Genomic DNA, 20,946 nt, shown 5'->3' with positions numbered 1-20,946 from the left:
CGTGAATTCCAAATGAATTCTACAGATTGTGATGATCGACCCGATGTCTACGACAGGCAGTGATAGCAAGGAGCTTTTTTTGATAGCAAGCACGCGAGATGAGTCGCGAGAACGCGGTTACGCAAGCGTGATGCGTTGGATATGATGCGTACGAAATAACGACGACTTGCCGTCCGGCGACCAAACGCGGCGACCAAACGCGGCGACCAAACGCGAATCGCTTGAAAATCAGGATAATCAGGCGTCGCAACCCGCTGGTTCACCATTTTATGCCGTCCGTTGAGCAGGGACAGTTTTATTCTGTCTCGAATTTCTGCGACCGAGGTCAGTGCATTGAGATTTGAAAACGTAGTCTTGGCCGCCATCGGTGCGGAGTTGCCCGCAGAGACTTGGTCTAGCGATGAGATCGAACGTCGCTTGCAGCCGCTGTATCAACGATTGAAATTGCCCGAGGGGCGTTTGGAATTGATGAGCGGGATTGCAGAGCGACGCGTTTGGCAACCGGGGACGGTGCCCAGCGGTCCGAGCATTCGTTGTGTCGACCGCGCGATCGATGCGTTGGGGATACAACGTCGTGAGATCGGATGCTTGATTCACGCCAGCGTGTGTCGGGATTTCTTGGAGCCTGCGACGGCCTCTCGTGTGCACCACGGCGCGGGGCTTTCGCAGGACTGTTGGGTGTACGACGTCTCCAACGCTTGTTTGGGGTTGATCAACGGTGCGGTGCAGATTGCGAGTTTGATCCAAGCCGGTGTGATTCGCGCGGGCGTGGTCGTGGGCACGGAGAACAGCCGTCCGCTGCTGGAGTCAACGATTCACTCACTCAATACCGATCCGTCGATCACACGCCGAAATGTCAAAGGGGCCTTTGCCTCGCTGACCATTGGTTCGGGATCGTGCGCGTGGCTGTTGACCCATCGGGATCTCGCTCCCGCGGCGACGTCACTGAATGCCGCGATCGCGGAAGCCAACACCCGTTTTCATGACTTGTGCGTCAGTGACAGTGACTCGGCGGGCGCCGGGATGCAGCCTTTGATGGACACGGATTCAGAGAAATTGATGGCCGAAGGGATCGCGACCGGGGTCGCGGGATTCGAAAAATTGATCCGGGAATCGGGCTGGCAGCGACCGGAGATTGACCGGTCCATTTGTCACCAGGTGGGGGTACGCCATCGCTCGGCAATGCTTGCTGCGATGGGTTTGCCGGAGGATCGGGACAGCGTTTCGTACCCACAATTGGGCAACACCGGTTCGGTAGCGCTGCCGCTGACGGTTGCACGGGCGGCCGCCGCTGGCGAGCTGATGTGTGACCAGCGAGTGGCGATGTTGGGGATCGGTTCGGGGATCAACAGCGTGATGCTATCCGCTACATGGGGGAGGACCCTCGTCGTCGGCAATGTCGACGAAATCGTTCCATCTTCCGCTCTCAACGTCGAAAACGCTTGCGATTGACGCGACGCGTAGTGCTTGGCGGCCCGATTTAGGGGTGACTTGCTTGTTGTCGGGTTCTGTCAGTGCTGAGATTGGGCTTGCGGGCGGCAAATGGGGGAATTTACCAACGAATCCCTTGCTGTACGTCTTTGCGGAATCTAGGGAACTTTCGGGGAAAATTGCCGTCAAACGACCACGTCAAAGGGTGTACCGGCTGATGGGGTGGTCTGTCCTCCTCTCCTGTGAGGGAGGACTGCCGATCTGTCCACCATCGTCATGCCCGTTACAACTGGTGCTTGCAACTCGGATTGGCAAGGGCATTGCGTCCTCTGCAGATCAAGTTGTTTGCGGGTTTTTTGCCCCTAACTATACTCGTCGACTGTATCCGAACGTTCAGGGTCCCAACCGGGCGTCTGGAATACAGCTCGTCACATTTGGTCCTCCTTAAATTATCCAGTCTGCATCTTTTCCCAGGATGCAAATGCTGGACCTAAGAACACATCCATTTCACCGGTCCGATCACGTCGACAAGGAATTGTCAGTGGTCGGACACCGCCTTGAAGGTTCGGTCTATGACCTCGCGTAAGCGAAAGAGCACGACGCAATCGGCTAATCTGCAACCGACTCATCCCACAAGCGTCCCTCGCGCCCGTAAGAGTGATTCCAGTCGTAAGAAGCGTCGTCGGCATTTGCTGGAGTCTTTGGAAAGTCGCCAACTGTTGGCCGGTCCGCAATTGATTGGGGTGCAGCCCAACGAAGGCGATCTGATTATCGACGGCAGTGTGCGCGATGTCGCGCCGCGTGTTTTGACGTTGCGATTTGACGAGGACCAGATCATCTCGCAGGCATCGTTGGACGCGATTCGGATCACCAGAAGCGGACCGGACGGAGTATTCGGATCGGCGGCCGACGACGACGTGGTGATTGAGCCGGGTCTGATCGTGGTCAATGACGTCAAGCAGAATGAGGTCGAGATTCGATTCTCCGACGCGTTGCCTGACGACAACTACCGACTGGAAGTGTTCGGATTTGACGACACCGGTCTGGGCATCGTTGGACTGCGTAACACAGGCGGCGAGTTGTTGATGCCGCGTCAAGCGGGGCGTCGCAGCGAGGTGATCAATTTCAAGTTGGCGTTGGGGGCTTTGGTCGAATCGGTCGTTCCACAACCGGTGATTCGAAACGAGGACGGTTCGCTGTCCCAGAACCGCAATGAGGTGGTGGTTTATTTCAATGAGGATCCGCTGTTTGTCGAGGACGATTCGGCGGGCGGTGTGCTGACGGTCCCCAATGGCCAGATCACGGTGACGGCGAGTTTGACAGCACCTTCGTTTACAAACACCAAGGTCTTATTCCAAACCGGAGCAGCCGGCACCAACACCGTCGCGGTACTGGATGCGGCGGCCAACGCGATTACCGTGACGCGTCCAGCGACGGGGACGATTGGTCAAGTCGCCACGGCGATCAATTCGCTGACGAATTTTCAAGCGTCCGTGACTGCAGGCAACTCCAATGCGGTCTTCGTCCCACCGGGGGCGAACAGCACCTTTGTGATCAAGGGAAACCCGACGCTTCGTTCGGCTGAGAATCCTCGTTTCTATCAGCTCTTTTTCACCCAAGAGACGGTGCGGACGACGGACGACTTGCTGTTTGATCCTGAGGAAGTCGTCTACGATGCGGCGACGCACACGGCACGATTGATCTTTGCCGACGACATCAACAATTTGCCCGGCGTCCCATTGGAAGGCGGTACGTGGCGATTGCGCATCGGAACGGCGGTGGGCGACGGAGTCACGCCGATCCAGAACAATCAAATGGAGATCATTCTGGAGCCGGAACCGTTTGCGGTACGCGCCACTGCGGTCACCGATTTCCAACAAGCGGGTTTACAAGTCCGCTTTGCCGAAAAACAGATTGGCGAGAATAGCTCTGGGCGCGTGATTCGATTTGAAGATTCCTCCGCAGGCGGCGTCACCGCGCGGGTGGATATCAGTGGTGCGATCGTGTTTGACTTCGGCGGCACGGCACCGGAAGTCATCGATCTGGAGTCTGCGATTCTTGCCAACGCGGCTGTCGATGCGTTGATCGAAATCGATTGGGAACTCAATGGTGTTCGCCGAGCAGGCGGAAACCTGCCGTTGCCGCAGTCGGTCATCGGTTCGACCGGTTTGGTGCTGCAAGCCGCCGGCGACACTCTGACGACATCGCTGGACATCGGCATCTTTGGACGTGATGAAGCGATCACGAGTTTGATCTTGACCGAGTCGATCGATCCGCAGCCGTTCGCGATCGAATTGCCTGGTGGAAACGACGACCCTGGACACCGAGAGTTGCCCGAAGGCATCGGCGGTTTGCTGCAGCACGTCAACGTCGATTTCGGTGCCGATTCGGTCAACGGCGTGACGGAGATCCCCTACAATTTCCAAAGCATTTTCGACACGTCGGGTCCGAATTCCTTCCTGAATCAAATCACTCAACGCCAGCGATTGAGAATTCGTGAAGCATTGGATTTGTGGGCAAGCGAGATCGGCGTTCAGTTCCGCGAAACGGAGGATCTGGGAATCACGTTCGCAGTCGGGGATACCGCGACGCTGCAGTTCATGCCGGGCACCACACGCGCCAGCATCCCGCAGCTCAATGCGACGGTGCGGATCGACCCGACATTCACAGAGTCTGCGATTGTGTTCAGCAATCAGACCGACTTCGGCACTGCATACGGTGAGGACTTCACTCGCAAGGCGGTTGCAGGGATCGGGTTCTTGCTCGGGTTGGAACAAGCCCAGGATTTGCCTGCGCAGACGGTAATGGCGTTGAACGGCGGGTTCTTGAATGCCGGTATCGATCAGTTGACGGGCCTGGAGCCGGTCTTCCCAGGCAATCACGATGTTCTGCACGGCCAGTACTTGCATCGCCCCGACAGTTTGGATGTCGACCTTTATCGATTCGAGGTCAACCTGCAGGACGTCGACCGTGTGGGGACGTTTACGGCAGAAACGTTTGCCGAGCGTTTGCCCGACGCCAGTTCGCTGGACACGACGTTGACGTTGTTTCAGGAAAAGTCTGCCTTTGCCGAGACGGATTTTGAGACCGGCCCCGACTTGGCGTTGCGGTTCACCTCTTTGCTGAAGGGAGCACTTGGAAACAACACTCGCATTGATTTCCTGCAGTCCGATCGGGTTGCCGGTGACAACGCGATTCGTATCAATCGTGTCTTCGATGCCAACGGCGATCCGATCGCCAATGCGTTGTTGATCGATATCCCGCGGATTTCAGGAACGATCACGAGTGTCCCCGCGCAAGATGTTGTGGACGCAATCAACGCCGACCCGTTTGCCAGTTCGATCATGCGGGCCGCGGTGACCTTCGGCAACGGTGCGACCAATATCAGTGGAGCGACCCAGCCTCAGCCGATCATTTTCCGAGGCGGTGGCTTGGAAATGATCAGCCGCAATGACGATTATTTCAGCGAAGACTCTCGGATCGTCGCGACGCTTGGCGAAGGTGTCTATTACGTGGGCGTTGCCGCCAGTGGCAACGACACCTACGACCCGACCTTGACGCAAAGCGGATTCGGTGGCCGGACGCAAGGAAAGTACGGACTGCAAATCAAGTTCGAACCACAGGTCGACGAAGTCGATGTGATTCGAGATTTGGATAGCGGGCGTCAGGATTTGCCCGGGACTCGACTGGATGGCGATGGAGATGGGGTTCCCGGCGGGGAGCACAATTTCTGGTTCCAGACCAGGCCTCTGAATCGAATCTTGAATTTCACCGACAATGGCGAAGCGATCACGCCGGGCCAGAAGTTGGAGGTGGTTGCGGGAACAGATGTTGCTGGAAACCCGATCATTCGGACCTACGAATTGGTGCCCGACGGCGGGACACCGACCGCAGGGACCGTACCGGTTTTCTACAGCGACGGGACGCTCGGATTCCCGACACCGGCGGGCAATATTGCTGCCGCATTGCAGGCTGCGATCAACAGTCGGTCCGGAGAGACGGGCGTTGTCGTTTCACGTTCGCTGACGGGTTTGATTTTCACGGGCGAACGGAGCATTGAACTGTCCGCCGATTGGCGTGGTGCAACCGCCATCGGACGTAACATCTTTGTCGACAAAACGGCCGGACCGAATGCGGACGGCAGTTTGGCAAGACCGTTCAACAACATTGCCAGCACGACGGTGGCCAGCGCGTTCAACAGTACGTTGGACGGCGACATCGTTCGCATCGTCGGCAACGGTGGTTTGGACGGCGATCTCACCACTCAAGAAGACAACTTTAGCTACAAGATCGGATTTGCCGACGTCGGCGGACAGACGTTGGAAGACGGTCGTGTGATGGAAGTGCCCAAGGGCGTGACCACGATGATCGACGCCGGCGCGATCCTCAAATTGCGTGGCTCGTACATCATGGTCGGTAGCAGCACGTTGCAAGTGGACCGCAGTGGCGGCGCGTTGCAAATCTTGGGAACGCCGCGGTTGGTCGGACTGAGCCATTCAAATCAGCCGGTCGAAACGACACTGGTCGGCAACGCCGACAATACGATTGCAAGCTACGACGATGGCAGTGTGATCATCACCAGCATCCGGGATCGAGTTGCTGATACTGCCGCTGCGGGCACCGGCAACAATGCTGCCGCCGGCGATTGGGGCGGCATCATTTATCGACGAGAGTTGGATCAGTTCGAGGGACGCCGCGATCTGGAAGACGAAGGGATCTTTTTGCAACGCATCAATCATGCCGAAATTCGGTATGGCGGTAGCAGCAATGTGTTGATCGATTCGGTCCAGCAGTTGGTCAACCCGATCCAAATCATCAACATGCGTCCCACGTTGACTTTCAATGAGATCACTCAAAGTGCGGACGCAGCCATCAGTGCATCTCCGGACAGTTTCGAAGAAACGTCGTACCAGTCACCTCGTTTCCAACAGGCGGGCGCCTTCACTGCGGATTACGACCGCGTCGGACCCGATATCAGCAACAACCTGTTCCTGGAAAACTCGGTCAACGGACTTTTCATTCGGATCTCGACCACATCGACCGAGACCCCCAAGAAGTTGACCGTCGCTGGGCGTTTTGACGACATTGGAGTCGTTCACTACTTGCCCGAAAATCTCGTGGTCGCCGGCCAGTCCGGGGGAACCATCACCGATTCGTTCGCGCCCTCGCTGGGGCTGGTTTCCGCCCGCGAACTGTCTGGGGGAACGTTCCAGCCAGGCACCTACACGTACAAGTTGACATTTGTCGACAAAGACGGTTTCGAGTCGTTGGCGACTCCGGACAACGTTCCTAACCAGCCTGCGACGAGTTTTTCCTTCACGGTCGCCAATGCCAATTCGACGATCGAGATGACCGGTTTGCCATTGGTGGAACTTGGCGGCCAATACGTCTCACGACGTCTTTATCGCGCCGACGCAGGTCCCAACCCGGTGTACCGTTTGGTGGCTGACCTGGATGCGTCATCTGCAGGATTCATTGATGACGGCACGATTTCGGACGGCGTTTTGGATTTGACGCGTCAGGGGACTCGCGGTCGTCTGGATGCGTCGCTGATCGTCGACCCAGGGCTTGTGATGAAGCTCAGCGGTTCTCGTATCGAGCTGGAACCGGGAACGGTCATGCTGGCGGAGGGATTGACCAGCAATCCGGTCATCTTCACCAGCATCCAGGACGACAACTACGGTGCCGGTGGCACGTTCGATACCAACAATAACTTCGTCGATGGTGCGGCCCGTGAAGGGTCCGCAGGTGATTGGGCGGGCATTTACGCTGGTCCCACGTCGACAATCAGTTTGGATCATTCCGTGGTGTCGTTTGCCGGCGGAATCAGTTTGATCGAAGGCGGAGAGACCTACGGATTCGTTCCGTTGCAGTTGCAGCAAGCATTGGGACGCATCACCAACAGCCGCTTTGAGTTCAATGATAGTGGGCAAGACGGCGCCGGACCGTCGGGTCGATTCGGTCGATTGGCTGCTGCCCCATCAACGATCTTTGTTCGCGGCGCTCAGCCGATCATCGTCGGCAACACCTTTGTCGACAACGACGGTTCGAACATCGATATCGACAGCGACTCGTTGACCGCAGAACGCCGCGTGGACACGGGGCGTCAGACCGGGTCAATCGATCGATTCGCTGAACTTGACGACAACTTTGGTCCGTTGGTCCGATTCAACCGCTATGAAGACAACGACTTGCCGGGTCTGAATCAGATCACGGGGATGGAAGTTCGTGGCGGTATTTTGACAACGGAAAGTGTATGGGACGACACCGACATCGTTCACTTGCTGTTCGATACGATCGAAGTCGGCAATTTCCATTCGTCCGGTGGGCTGAAACTGCGAAGCCGTCCCGACGAGAGCTTGGTTGTCAAGTTGATTGGGTCAGGCACACCGAACAGCTCGACCATTGGTACCGGGTTCACCGCAACGGGCACGCCTGACGATGCGATCGATCGTATCGGAGGTTCCATTTCGATTCTTGGCCAACCGGGTGCTCCGGTGGTGTTGACGAGTTTCTTGGACGACACCGTTGGCGCTGGTTTGAAGCCCGATGGCTCCCAGTTCACCGACAACAACGGTGACGGCATCAGTTCGCGTCCATCGCCCAACGATTGGCGAAGTGTTTACTTGGATCAATACAGCGTTGATCGCAACGTTGCAGTGATTCCAGAGTTTGAGTTGTCCACGGAAGTCGCTCCGGGACTCAACGGTGATGTGGAGAACGCACAGTTCTTGGGTGCGTTGGCAAGTAATTTGAGTGCCAGCGACGAAGTCTTGCGTCTGGGATTCGAGGTGGAAGGATTCCTTTCGGGACCGACCGATGTCGATACCTATAGCTTCACCGGTAAACCGGGAACGGAAGTCTGGGTGGACATCGATCAGACATCGTTCGGATTGGACACTGTGATTGAGCTGCTCGATGAGAACGGCCAAGTTCTCGCGCGTAGTGACAACAGCAGCGTGGAAGTAGCGAACGGATCGACCGTTGACGTTTTTGACCCGAGACTTGACGGTGTGACGACATCGCTGCAAGCGCGGGCAACCGAGTTCAGTGAATTTGGCGTCGGCGGTTTGTACGAGGACTTTGGTACGACGAACGTGCGCGATGCCGGCATTCACTTTGTTCTGACCGGCAACAATGCGGATCCCAATTCCCGAGGCACGTACTTCTTTCGCGTCCGCAGCGGATCGGTCAATCCGGATGACGCTGCAGGTGGCCTGACACGCGGCGGCTATCGTTTCCAAGTTCGACTGACTGAAAATCAAGAGTTCCCCGGCAGTGTGGTTCGGTACAGCGACATTCGCTATGCCAACCATGGTGTTCACGTCAGCGGGTTGTTGGGCAGTTCACCGTTCTTGGGTGAAGCTCAGGAGAACGAAGCGACGGCGGGACAAGCCGCCAGCAACGACCGATTGGACAGCCCGATCGTACGTGTGGCAGACACCACACCGCCTGGGCAGCGACCGCAGAACTTGGGCAATCTGACAGGAAACCGAGCTGATGTGATCAGCGTCGGAGGCAGCTTGGATGGATTCGGCGACATCGACTTCTATCAGTTCACGGTTGATTTTGCCGGCATCAACGGGGCGACTCGATCGACTGTCTTTGACATCGACTATGCCGACGGATTCAACCGCCCGGATACGAACATCAGCGTGTTCTACGATCCAGATGGAGAGTTCAACGAGACGCTGCAACCGCGATTGGTGCTGTTTGGTTCCGCGAGCAATATCTTCGATGACCAGACCAGCCCCAACGGTGAAAACAATGAGTTGGAAAAACTGCTGCGTGGTTCGATTGCGACCGGAGACCCGTTGATCGGGCCGGTCACATTGCCCGAGGGAACGTACTATGTTGCGGTCACGGCAGATGGCTTGGAACCGCTTGAACTAAGCCGTGCGGAGGTACGCCGCGAGCCGGTCAACTCGGTGCGGCGAATCGTTGAAGACCGTATTGATAACGCTCCGTTCGGTACTGCGAATGGACCACAGATTTCGGACCTGTTTGCACCGGCTGACATCGCTGCAGCGGGTTTCACAACCGCTTTGGATGGACTTCCAGGCCATGGTCAACCGATCCACTTTGACGGTTCCAGCACCGTAGCCTTTGCCGCGACCGGCAGATTTTCGGAAACGGCCGTTGCATTCGGTGATGCCCCGGAGACGTTCGGCCTGACGGTGAACGCTGATTTGAGTTTGCTGGACTATTCGGTAAACGATGACAGCGCGATCGGTGGGCGATTCGCTTTCGATCCACTCTCGGGTGCATTCATTTCTGAGAACACGTCCACCACGATTCCGCACGTGACCATTCAGGGAACACTGCGTGACTTGCCGGGAACCGGGTGTATCGACTGCGCCGACTTCTATGAGATTGTCGTGAGCGAAGACGGTTCGCGAGTGATCCTGGATGTCGATGGAGCGCAAAATGGATTGCAGGGCCTGGACAACGATGACGACTCAACGCCGTTCAATCCCGACTTCAATGCCGCGGACACTGACCTCGTGGTGATTCGTCAAGATCCAGGTGGGTTGGGATGGCAGTTCTTGGGAGCAGGTGTCGGCAGTTCCCGATTCAACAACTCCAATGTCAGCGATGGTCGTCTAGGTAGCTCAAGCGTCGACGATCCATTCTTTGATCAGATACTGGCCGCCGGGACCTACGCGGTTGGTGTGTTGCACACTAGCGCGACGTTTGATTTGAACAACGGGTTCCCGGTGGTTGGAAATCCGACGACCACGATGCTGACGGCCGACTATGACCTGCACGTGTCGATCGAGAATCAATTGTTGCCTCCGAGCGCCTCGGCGAATTCGGTATTGCAATTTGATCGGCTCAACAATTTTGCGACTGGCACGCTGACCAGCCAGCCGTTTGACCTGGTCGGTTATGCAGCGAGTGATTTGCCGACCTCGTATTTCAATTATCGGTACGACCCGGTGATCGGAGACACCGTCTCGGCGAGAATCTTTAGCGACCAAGACATGACAGGCATTTCGCTGTCGGGTCAACTGATTTCCAACGACATATGGAACCAAATCCGCACGGACTTGTCAGCCTTTGCCGGTCACACGGGGATTCGATTTGAGTTCACGTACAATCCATCGGCTCAATTGGCCAGTACGGAAATTGGTTTGATGTTGGACGATTTCATCGTCGGTTTTGCAGAGCGTGGTGAAACGGTATTCAACACGCGAGGTGATGAAGATCGGTTTGTCGGTTTTGCGTCGGGCGGCACCGGTGAGTACCAATTGGAAATGCGTCCGGGAACCGAGTATGCGACGCCATCTGTTTTTGGCGGGTTGCAGCTCAATGACGATTACGACACCAATGATCGCCACAGCCAAAGTGTTACCTTGTATGCGCCTGCTGGCAGCCAGCTCAGCGACGGTGACACATTCGTGTTGGGTGACGGTGCGTCGAACCAAGTGTTCGAATTCACAACGACCCCCGGATCAGTCGGATTCGGCAACACAGCGGTCTTGTTCAGTGCGACAGATACGCCGGCTCAAATTGCTCAAGCAATTCGTACCGCACTGACCCAGCAGACGTCGATTGCGATTGAGGCCGCATCGTCGTCGGGAAATGACACGGGCACGTTGACCGACGGACGCTTGGCGCTCAGCGGCAGCGCTCGGGGCACGTTCCTCTCGATCGATTCATTGGGTGGAGCACCTGACACGAGTTTGCCACTCTCGGTCGATGCAGACGGTCATTTGTTGATGCCAGCGGTTTTGCACAACGGCATGGGTGACCTGAACTATGAACGAACGCAGGGGCAAATTTTCATCGATGCCAACACGATCAGCGACGTTCGTGGGATCGGTATTTGGTCCGAGCCCGGCGTGCGAGACACGGATCCCGAAGATCAGCGATATTTGCAAACGGGTTTCTTTGACCCGATCAATGTGAACTCTGGAACGCCGAACCCATTCTTGGAATTGCCTCCGGTCGGCAACACGTACCCGGGCGGCGTGCGAAATCTGCCGACCCTGAACGACTCGGTTCTGGGTGGATTGACTCCTGGAGTCGTGATTTCCAACAACACGATCGATCAAGCTGGCTACGCGGGAATCAAGGTTGATGGCGAGACAGCACCTTGGGAGATCGATACCGAAGACCTTGTCAATACGTTGATGGACGACGGAGCATTGCTGACGATTGATGCCGGTGGAACTCGGGTGGTATTCGAGTTTGAGGAAATCAACGGTGCCGGACCTGCGTTCGGCGGTACCAATACGCCTGGTGGTAATGGTGTTGCTGACGGCAATGTTCCGATCTACTACCGTGAGTTCACAGCAACCGTCTACAACGGTCGGGCGTTTGAATCGAGTTCACACGAACTGTCCACGGCAATCGCGCAAGCAATTCAGGGCAGTATTCTCGTCACGAACGGGCTGGTTGAGTTGGTGGATGTGAGCGTCGGTCCGTCGATGTATCAACGGGACAATGGCTTGGCGTTCTTGGGGCAAGGCTGGATGGGTTCGCCCGATACGGCGGTCTACATCCAGGGTGCGAGCCAAATTTACTACACCCCGCTGAGGTCGTCAGGTATCTCGCGAATCACGCAGGTCCCTGTGTACGAAGCACCGCAGCCATTTGCGAGAATCGTCAACAACACGATCTATGGATCAGATGGACGTGAGAGCTTGTTCCCAGAATTGCCACCCGCGACGGGAACCGATTCAGATGATTTGATCGCAACGGCGATCGATACGAATGTTGGCCCAAGCCATCGTGGACCTTACGTTGCCAACGCTCAGATCGGCGACAACGCTGGGCCGCTTGGCATGGGGGCCGACGTTGATTTCTACCGCGTTGAATTGGGGCTCGGGGATCGATTGATTGTCGACATTGATACCTTGGACGCGGACCCAGCTAACGGGATCGTCGAAGGTGCCGACACGGTGGTGCGGATTTACAACGAACAAGGTGTGTTGCAGGAGTTCCTCGACGCCAATGGGACGTTGGTCACGCTCAGTGACCAAGCCACCGCACCGAACTATTTGGATCCAGCGTTCTCAGCATTCAATGAAACGATTGTGGACGCGGTCAACACGCGTGACCCCTTCATCGACTTCACCGCTCTGGCAAAGGGCAGCTACTACGTTGCCGTCAGTTCGGTCGGCAATTCGGACTACGATCCGAACGCTTTGTCGGGACGAACGGATGTCACAGTGGGCACGGGTGACTACACGATCTCCATGGAGGCCTATGCGCCGCGAACCCATGTGATCGGTGTCGAGACTGGGAACGCAACAGGGGCGAGAGGAACTGACGTTTCGGGTTCGATTTTCCGAGTGACTCAGATTCCAGATTTTGGCCCCAATGCGTTGGTGAACAACGGTTTCAACTACATCACGTATGAAATCTTGTCCGGCAATGCCGCTCCGACGGTTGACGCCAATGGAAATAACATTGCAGATCTATTCATCACTCTCAACGATAACGATCACCTTCCCGACATCATGCGGGAAATCTCTGGCGGCATCAACTTGGCCGTCGTCCAAGGCGTTACCAACACACCATTGGCGAATCACGAGAGTCTCAATGGTCCTGGAGGAATCTCTGGTCCGATCACGCGCGTCCGCGCACAAGCTTTGGGCGGCATCGACGGCGATAACGCCGGCTTGAACAACCTGACGCGTACCGGACTGCCCATTCGGATGGTTCACCGACCATCGTCGGCCACCAACGGACCAACCGACTTTCAGCGAGGTTTTGGTCACGACCGATTGACCTCCGGTGGAAATGGAACCACGGAGCAATATGTCTTCGTCGAGAATGCGGCGAAGATTGAGATCCTTGCCGGTCCGTTGACTTTGGACCCGGTTGCGGGACGAGACACCGATCAATTGATCAATGAGACCGGTGTGATGGTTGCTGGCGGTGCCAGCCCAGCGCTGCTGAACAACGTGTTCTTGAATTTGCACGAAAGCGTGGTCGTCGAGGAAACCTACAACGGTGGGTTTAACGCCGGGGCACCTGGTTTTGACAACCACGTCAAACCGATGGAAGTGGTGGTCGTGGGTAACACGTTCCAGCACGATGAACCGCTGCCGACACGAATCGCTGTTCAAGTGGGAGCAGGAATCACGACCGGGAACAACGAGCCGAGCAACATCAATGGTGGCGCCGACGACTTCAATCAAACGGCACTGAATAACGCCGTTGTGTTGGTCAATCCACAAGGCGACAGCTTCTTACCGGCACCCGGTTCGGGAGTGATTGATAGCGCCGTCAATTCGCTGAACGAACGGGACGCGTTTGCGAACCTGAAGCAAAGTGTTGGGATTCCGGTCAGCAACATTTTGGCACCCATTCGCGACGTCAACGGCGTGTTACGTGCGGACAATCCAGACTTCCCCAACTTGGGAATCGGTGGCATCGTGTTCCGTGACCGGGGCTCCACAGAACTTGCCGACTTCGTCGGTCCGGTGGCGGTCGCGGAAGTGCCTCGTGACAATGATGCGGAAGGCATTGACTCGGACCCGACCGTCAGCGTCATCAATCTGTCCGGTGGCGTCTATGACGAATTCCGAATTCAACTTCGAGACAACGGTGATGCGTCGGACCCCTTCCTCGGAAACTCCATCAACGACAATACGGTCGTGGTGCCGGAGATCCCTGGGTTGCGAGCCGCAGGTGCCAACGTCACCGTGTTTGAAGATGACCAACTGCTGACTGAGGGAATCGATTACACATTCAGCTACGATGAAACCAAGAACATCATCACATTGACTCCGCTGGCGGGGATTTGGCAAAGCGATCGCGCATATCGCATTGAACTCAACAACGCCGACCGGACCGTGCTGATTGCTCCCGATGCCCGCGAAGTGATCGACGGGGATCAATTGGAGATCACCGATTCGGCCGGTGGCCGCGTGGTGTTCGAATTCGAGTCTGGGTTCCAATTGCGGTTCCCGGATCCGTTGACGCTGACGGTGCCTCAAGTGGGAACGAATCAGGGTGGTTTGATTGACGGAGGTATCTTCCAAGTCAACGACGGTTCGGGTTCACCGGTAGTCTTTGAATTCAACAGTGATACGGCCAAGTTGCCCGACAGCGTTGAAGTGCGATTGCCTGCCGGGAACACCCCGATCGACGATGCCGACTTGGCTCCTTTCCTGAATCAGATTGCCCAGAACATTGCTGACGCCATTGATGGCGAAGTCCAAGCTGGACGACTGGACCTGGATGTTCGAGTCGATGGTGCTACGGTGATCTTGGGCAGCGAGCGCGGTGCAACCGTCGACACGGTCACCAGCGGATTGCTGCAAGATGTCCAGTCGCTAGCGATCTCTGTTCCAGCAGCAGGTGCCGGAGTCGGTGGCGTGGTCGCCGGGCAGACATTTGTGCTGGACAACGGTACTCGGGCCGCGACATTTGAAATCGTAGATCGCAATCTTCCCGCCCTCGGGAACATCGGGATCGATATCGCTCAACAGATTCCTGGACAGTTCCTGACGGCGGACGAAGTCGCCAGGGCGATCCAAACCGCAATTGCTCAATCGCCGCTCGGACTCTCACCGACGATCGAAGGCACTTCGGTTTACTTGGCGTTGCCGGTCAACGGCAGTGCGACTGCTGCACCAGGCCCGCTGTCGATCGTTGGTTTGAGCCGCACGCCGGCTGACGGTGACGCGATTCAGTTCACTCCGGCAGATGGTTCTGCTCAAGTGATTTTTGAGTTGAATCGAACGGATGAGCCGGACGTCAACGGCGGCACCATGGACGACGGCGTTGCCGCATCGAACATTGCGATCAACTTTAACCGGGCGACCACCGCTGACGAGTTGGCGTTGTTGACACAGGGTGCGATTCGCAGCCGGTCGATTGCCGGCATTGATCCCAACGAAGTGCAAACTGCCTCCGGCGGAATCTTGACGGTCGGGGGTCAACAAGGACTCGGATTGGCCGTGATCGGCAGCTCGATCGATGTGGTCGGTTCGCCCGATGTCACCGGACCGACGACCGTTGAAGTGTTTGGGCCGTTGTTGCTGAAGGTGCCGTTGGTGGGTGGCGGTGGTCTGAACGATGGTGAGCAATTGACCATCACCGATGCCGGTGGAAACCCCTTTGTATTTGAATTCGACAGCAATGGCGTCGTTTTCACTCCGGGTGCGACGGCAATCCCGTTCAACCAGTTCGATGATGTGGACACTTTGTCCACGGCAATTGAAACCGCGATCAACGCTGCTCCGTTAGGAATCACGGCAACGTATCTCGGAAACGGCGATCTATCGCTCGGGCGAATTGCGTCGGACCGGGTCACCAGCACATCCGTGCTGCTGACGACGGAACGTGGTATCGTGTTCGATCAGGAGATCTTGACGATTCGCCAAGGCAACGTTGTTGTGAATTTTGAATTTGATTCCGTTGCCGGTGGCGGTGGAGTGAATCAGGGGAACGTCCCAGTTCCATTCCAACCCGGCAGCACGACGGGCGACGTCGCGGTCAGTTTGGCGGCAGCCATCCGAAATAATCTCAACGGTTTGGTTTTGAGTCCCGTAGCGGAACTGGATGATCTCGGGGTGCCGACAGGTGTTGTTGCACTGAACGATTTGCCTGGTACGGCTGTCAATGTGACTCAGGCGCCGACCTTGTTGGTCAGTGGAGTGCCTGGCGGTGCGATCCCGGTTCGGATTTCACCTTCGTTCACCACCACAGAAGTGAAACGAGCGTTGCTTGCGGCGATCGGTCGAGTCAACGAGGGAAGTGATTTCCCGGTCAGCACTTTAACGGCTCGTGATCGAGGTGGATCGACTCTGTTTGTTGAGAACGGAGCCATCTTCAACGGTCCCGTCAGTAACTTCTTCCTCCCGGCAATTCGCGACGATCAGGGCAATGCCTTGGAAGCGAACCGTGAGGATGCGACGACTCAGTTCACGATTCTGATGCCGACCGTCAGCTTGGATTATGGTGACGCACCTGATCCGGTAGGTGGCGTTCCGGGACGTTATCCGACGCTATTGGAAGACAATGGTGCTCGGCACGTGGTGGGCGGCACCGCACGGCTTGGGGCCACGATTGACGGTGAGTCCAATGCATTGGCATCCGTCGGCGCCAAGGGTGACGATGTCACCATCGATATCAGTGGAACAGGTGCATCGTTCGATGCCCGACTGGATCCCGTCGTCGATGGGCGTGCCACGATTCGAATCGCACGAAATCTGAACGTGCCATTGTTGACCGACGGTGACACGGTCACGGTCGATCTTGGTGCCACGCAGGCGACGTTGGAGCTGGACCTCAATGGCCGTTTCGACGAAGACAATTTCGCGATCCGACCCCAAGATTTCTTGGCCAACCCCAGCGATCCAATCACGATCGATGCCGTCGCCGCGGCGATTGTTGCTGCGATCAATGAAAGTCCGCTCGCTCCGGCAGATGTCACCATCTTCGGCGATACAGTGATCATTTCGAGTGACGACGAGGACGGAGTCAGCTTCGTCAGCGATGTCAATCCGAACGGACTGCTTAACAAAGCACTGACCCTGCCGATCACGGTCACAGGCAACGGCGTTTTGCAAGGCTGGATCGACTACAACGCAGACGGTGACTGGGACGATCCAGGTGAAGCCATATTGTTCTATCCATCAGGTTCGGACCGCGTTGCCGATCGCGCATCGGCGAGCACGGAAGTTGTTCTGACGAGCAACAACAGTTCCAACCCGGTGACGTTTTACACGTTCGTGCCAGAGTCCACCCCTGAGCCATTGCAGACCACCACGACCTATGCTCGATTCCGGATTTCGGAATCAGGCGGATTGGCTCCGACCGGTTTGGCGCTCAGTGGTGAAGTCGAAGACTATGCCCTGTTGACCGTGCCTGGTCGTCCGCCAACGTTGAACGACGGGAACGCCATTCGGTCATACACGGTCGAGGAAGACCGGGTACTGAACGTTTTGGATGTCCAAGGAAACTTGACCCCATTGACCACCAATGATGACGGCTTGCTGGCTGGCGTTACCGATCCAGACGGGCAATCTGTTCGCGTCTTCAGTGGCGATGTTGGGCAACAGTTCATTCGTGACGCGGCAGGAAACATCCTTGCGGATTTGAATGTTGCCGTCGACGGAACGTTCACGTTTGACTCTGTTCAGGATTTGAACGGCCCGGTGACATTCTCGATCCGTGTGACGGATACCAATCCGGCGAATCCGTTGACGGAGTTGGTCAACTCACGCCCTATTACGGTGACGGTCAATATCACGCCTGCCAACGACAAGCCTCTGACCAGTCAACAGGATGTGATCACGACTCGCACGATTGACGAAGACATCGTGCAGATCTTTACGGCGCAAGAATTGATCTTGGATCAAGGATACGTTCCGGGGCCGAGCAACGAAGTTGGCCAGCCGCTGATTTTCGAATCCGGCGGCAGCGACATTCGTGGTCCCTTCCGGACCGATCAGGGCGGCTTCTTGGAGCTGGTCCGGGCCTCCAATTTCTCTTATTCGGATCGAACGCTAACCGTGCCCAGTGGCGCGACCTTGATGGATGGTCAAGTGATCGTGGTGACGGGAATCGACGGCGAAGAGCTGGTGGTGGAGTTCTCGATCTCCGGGAATCCAAGCACTGCCGCTGACGTCGTCGTCCCATTCACAACCGCTGATACGGCTGAAACCATCGCGGCGAGATTGGGTCAAGAACTCGGAGTCTTTGATGCAGGTGGCGTAGTCGCTGCTGACAAAATCATTTTCCGTGGTATCACCAGTCTTGAAACTGAGAGCCTTGCTCCAACCGTTGTGGCTGGTCTGACGGTGCGTGTTCCCGCCGGCAACACGTTGCAGGATGGTGAATCGGTACTGCTGCGAACGGCAACGGGAGTGATCAAGTTGGAGTTTGATTCCGATGGCAACTCGGCAGGCGATTCGGATGTCGTAGTTCCCTTTACGACTGCCGATACTGCGGAAACCATCGCAGCCAGCGCGAAAGCACTGTTGGACGCCCGCGGAGTCCGTGTACGAGTTCCGAATAATTTGAATGTGGCTGGAGATGCTGATCGCCTTGTCTTCTACGATGTCATTACGGCGGAAGTGGTTTCACCGGTACAAACGGTCGCGATCACTCCTCTGGGAATCACCGTTGGGGCAGGGATCTCGGTTGCGGATGGTGAAACCGTCCTGCTGACGACGCCCGATGGTGAAGTTCGAGTGGAGTTCGACTCCAACGCTGCCTTGACGAGCAATTTCAACCTGCGTGTACCTTTCACGGCGGCCGATACGGCGGCGGAAGTCACTGCTTCGCTCAACAACGTACTGACCAACGCTGGCTATCGCGTTGAAATCGCTGGCGCGGGCGACAGGCTGGTCTTTGGCGTCGAGCCGGTTGATGTTCAGTTGGAACTCATTCGGTACACACCGCCCGCGAACTTCAACGGCGATCAGCCCGATGTGTTCAACTACACCGTGGCCGACGTACCGCCTGTGGGTCAGATTTCGGAGGTTGCTGACAAGCGAGGAACGGTTTCGATCACGGTCAATGCGGTCAACGATCCTCCGATCACATTGAGTGACAGCTATTCGGCGTTTGAAAACATGCCGTTGACGTTCCCGATTTTGACGGACATCACTGATGGTCAAGGCAACGTCATCCAGTCAGCGATCCTGAGCAATGATTTGCCCGGGCCGCCGGATGAGGTCAATGCGGGACAGACGATCAGCCTGTTCCAACCGGGAGTCCAGTTTCCCGCGACAACATTCCGAGGTGGTTCGGTCAGTCTGGAGAACGGAGCGCTCGTCTACCGCCCACCGGGCTTGTACAGCGGACCGGATAGCTTTACCTATGTCGTTCAGGACAGCGAAGGTGCAACGTCGACGGGCCAAGTGTTCTTTAACGTGGGTGGAACCAACGACGCTCCGATATTCGATGGCGTCAATGGAATGAAAGTCAACGGCAATCCGAATGATCCTGTCGACACTCTGGTATTCCAGGAAAGCAAGCAAGACCCAGAGCAAACACAGTACGACCTGACAACTTGGTTCATCGATCCTGAAAACGATGCGATGACGTTCACTGTTACATCCAGTGACCCCAGCATCCTGCAGGTCGCATTGGCTCAGGAAACGTTGTCTCTGACTCGTCAGCCCTTTGCCTTCGGCGACGTCAACTTGATCGTCACGGCAACTGACAGCACAGGTCTGATGACGCAGCAAGTCATTTCGGTGACGGTGGAGAACGAAGAGGATGCTCCATCGGTCAGACCTGGTGCCCCCACGGTTTTGACCGGGACTGAAGACCAGGTGATCACGACGGATCTGGGAGCCGTGTTCTTTGATCCAGACCGAACTCAGCTGAACTACCGAGTTGCGAGGATCGATAGCACGGTCTTGAGCGGCAGCACTCAACAGATCAACGCTCAGATTGCGTTGCATCCGCTTTTGCAGTCGGTGACCACGGTCGGCAACACGTTGTTCGTCACTCCAAAGGCGAACCAATTCGGCACGGTTGAAATCGAGATAGCGGCATCGGACAGCCTCTTTACCGTGACGCACACCTTCACGGTGACATTCACGCCCGTGCCCGATGCACCGGTCGCGTTGGGCGACTCGTATTCGATTCCGATCGGTTCGACACTGCAGATTTTGAACCCGGCGAACGGCCTGTTACAGAATGAAGTGGACCCGGATGGCGATTCCATCACGGTCGAGCTGATCCCTGGCTCTGGTCCGACACTTGGTACGCTGGATCTGCAAGCTGACGGCACCTTTGTGTACACCAATGTGGACGGTGATGTCGGTGATGTGGATACATTCCGGTACCGACCGGTGGACAGCACCGGATTGGTAGGTTCTGAGGTCGTTGTTAGCTTCACGTTGACTCAGTCGCGTTATCAAAACCCCATCGATAACTTGCGTCAGGACGTCAACGCAGACGGCTTCATCACGGCTCTGGATGCTCTGCGAATCATCAACCTGCTTGGTCGCGAAGGATCCAGGAATGTACCGGTCAGCACGCTGACGACCCCGCCGCCGGACTTCTATGACACCAACGGCAACGGATTTGTTTCGGCTCAAGATGCGTTGGATGTCATCAACGAACTGGCGAAGCGAAACGGTCAGGGCGGACGTGAGGGCGAACAAGTCACTGCGTCGCTATTGATGGCAACGACGACCGCGATCGCCAGCCCCTCCAACGCGTTTGTCCCCGCTCGCAACGTTGAGAGTATTTTTGAGCAGGACTCGCCGGACGACGAGTTGATTGTGTTCAACGATGGTCGTGATGCGTTACTGACTGCAGGGCTGGAGATCAACGTCGCCCCGGCGAATTCGGTTGCCGAAACGTTGCAAAATGATACAGGTGCCGTCGATGACGAGAGTGTCGATGAAGCCTTGACCGATTTGATGGACGAAATGTCCGTGTTAGGACCCTACCCGTTTTGATTCCCCACCTGACGACGAATTATTTTCCGTTGCCGAAACCGACTCTCGGATTCCCCCGAGAGGCGGTTTCGTCGTGTCGTGATCCTATGCGAGAATGGCAGCATTCACTGCTGCAATTTCCGTGATC

The 20,946-nt window shown here is 56.4% G+C and carries 2 protein-coding genes; both read left to right on the top strand.

Annotated elements, in window-relative coordinates:
* The first annotated feature begins 333 nt into the window (after positions 1-333).
* On the top strand, positions 334-1,452 hold the full coding sequence (locus Pla52nx_RS09520) for a 3-oxoacyl-ACP synthase III (RefSeq protein WP_146519178.1): 1,119 nt from the start codon (positions 334-336) through the stop codon (positions 1,450-1,452).
* A 551-nt stretch (positions 1,453-2,003) separates the two neighbouring features.
* On the top strand, positions 2,004-20,819 hold the full coding sequence (locus tag Pla52nx_RS09515) for a tandem-95 repeat protein (RefSeq protein WP_146519179.1): 18,816 nt from the start codon (positions 2,004-2,006) through the stop codon (positions 20,817-20,819).
* Positions 20,820-20,946: the final 127 nt, after the last annotated feature.

Origin of the sequence: Stieleria varia, assembly GCF_038443385.1 — a bacterium.
Taxonomy (GTDB): domain Bacteria; phylum Planctomycetota; class Planctomycetia; order Pirellulales; family Pirellulaceae; genus Stieleria; species Stieleria varia.
This window is presented reverse-complemented; position numbering and strand designations above follow the sequence as displayed.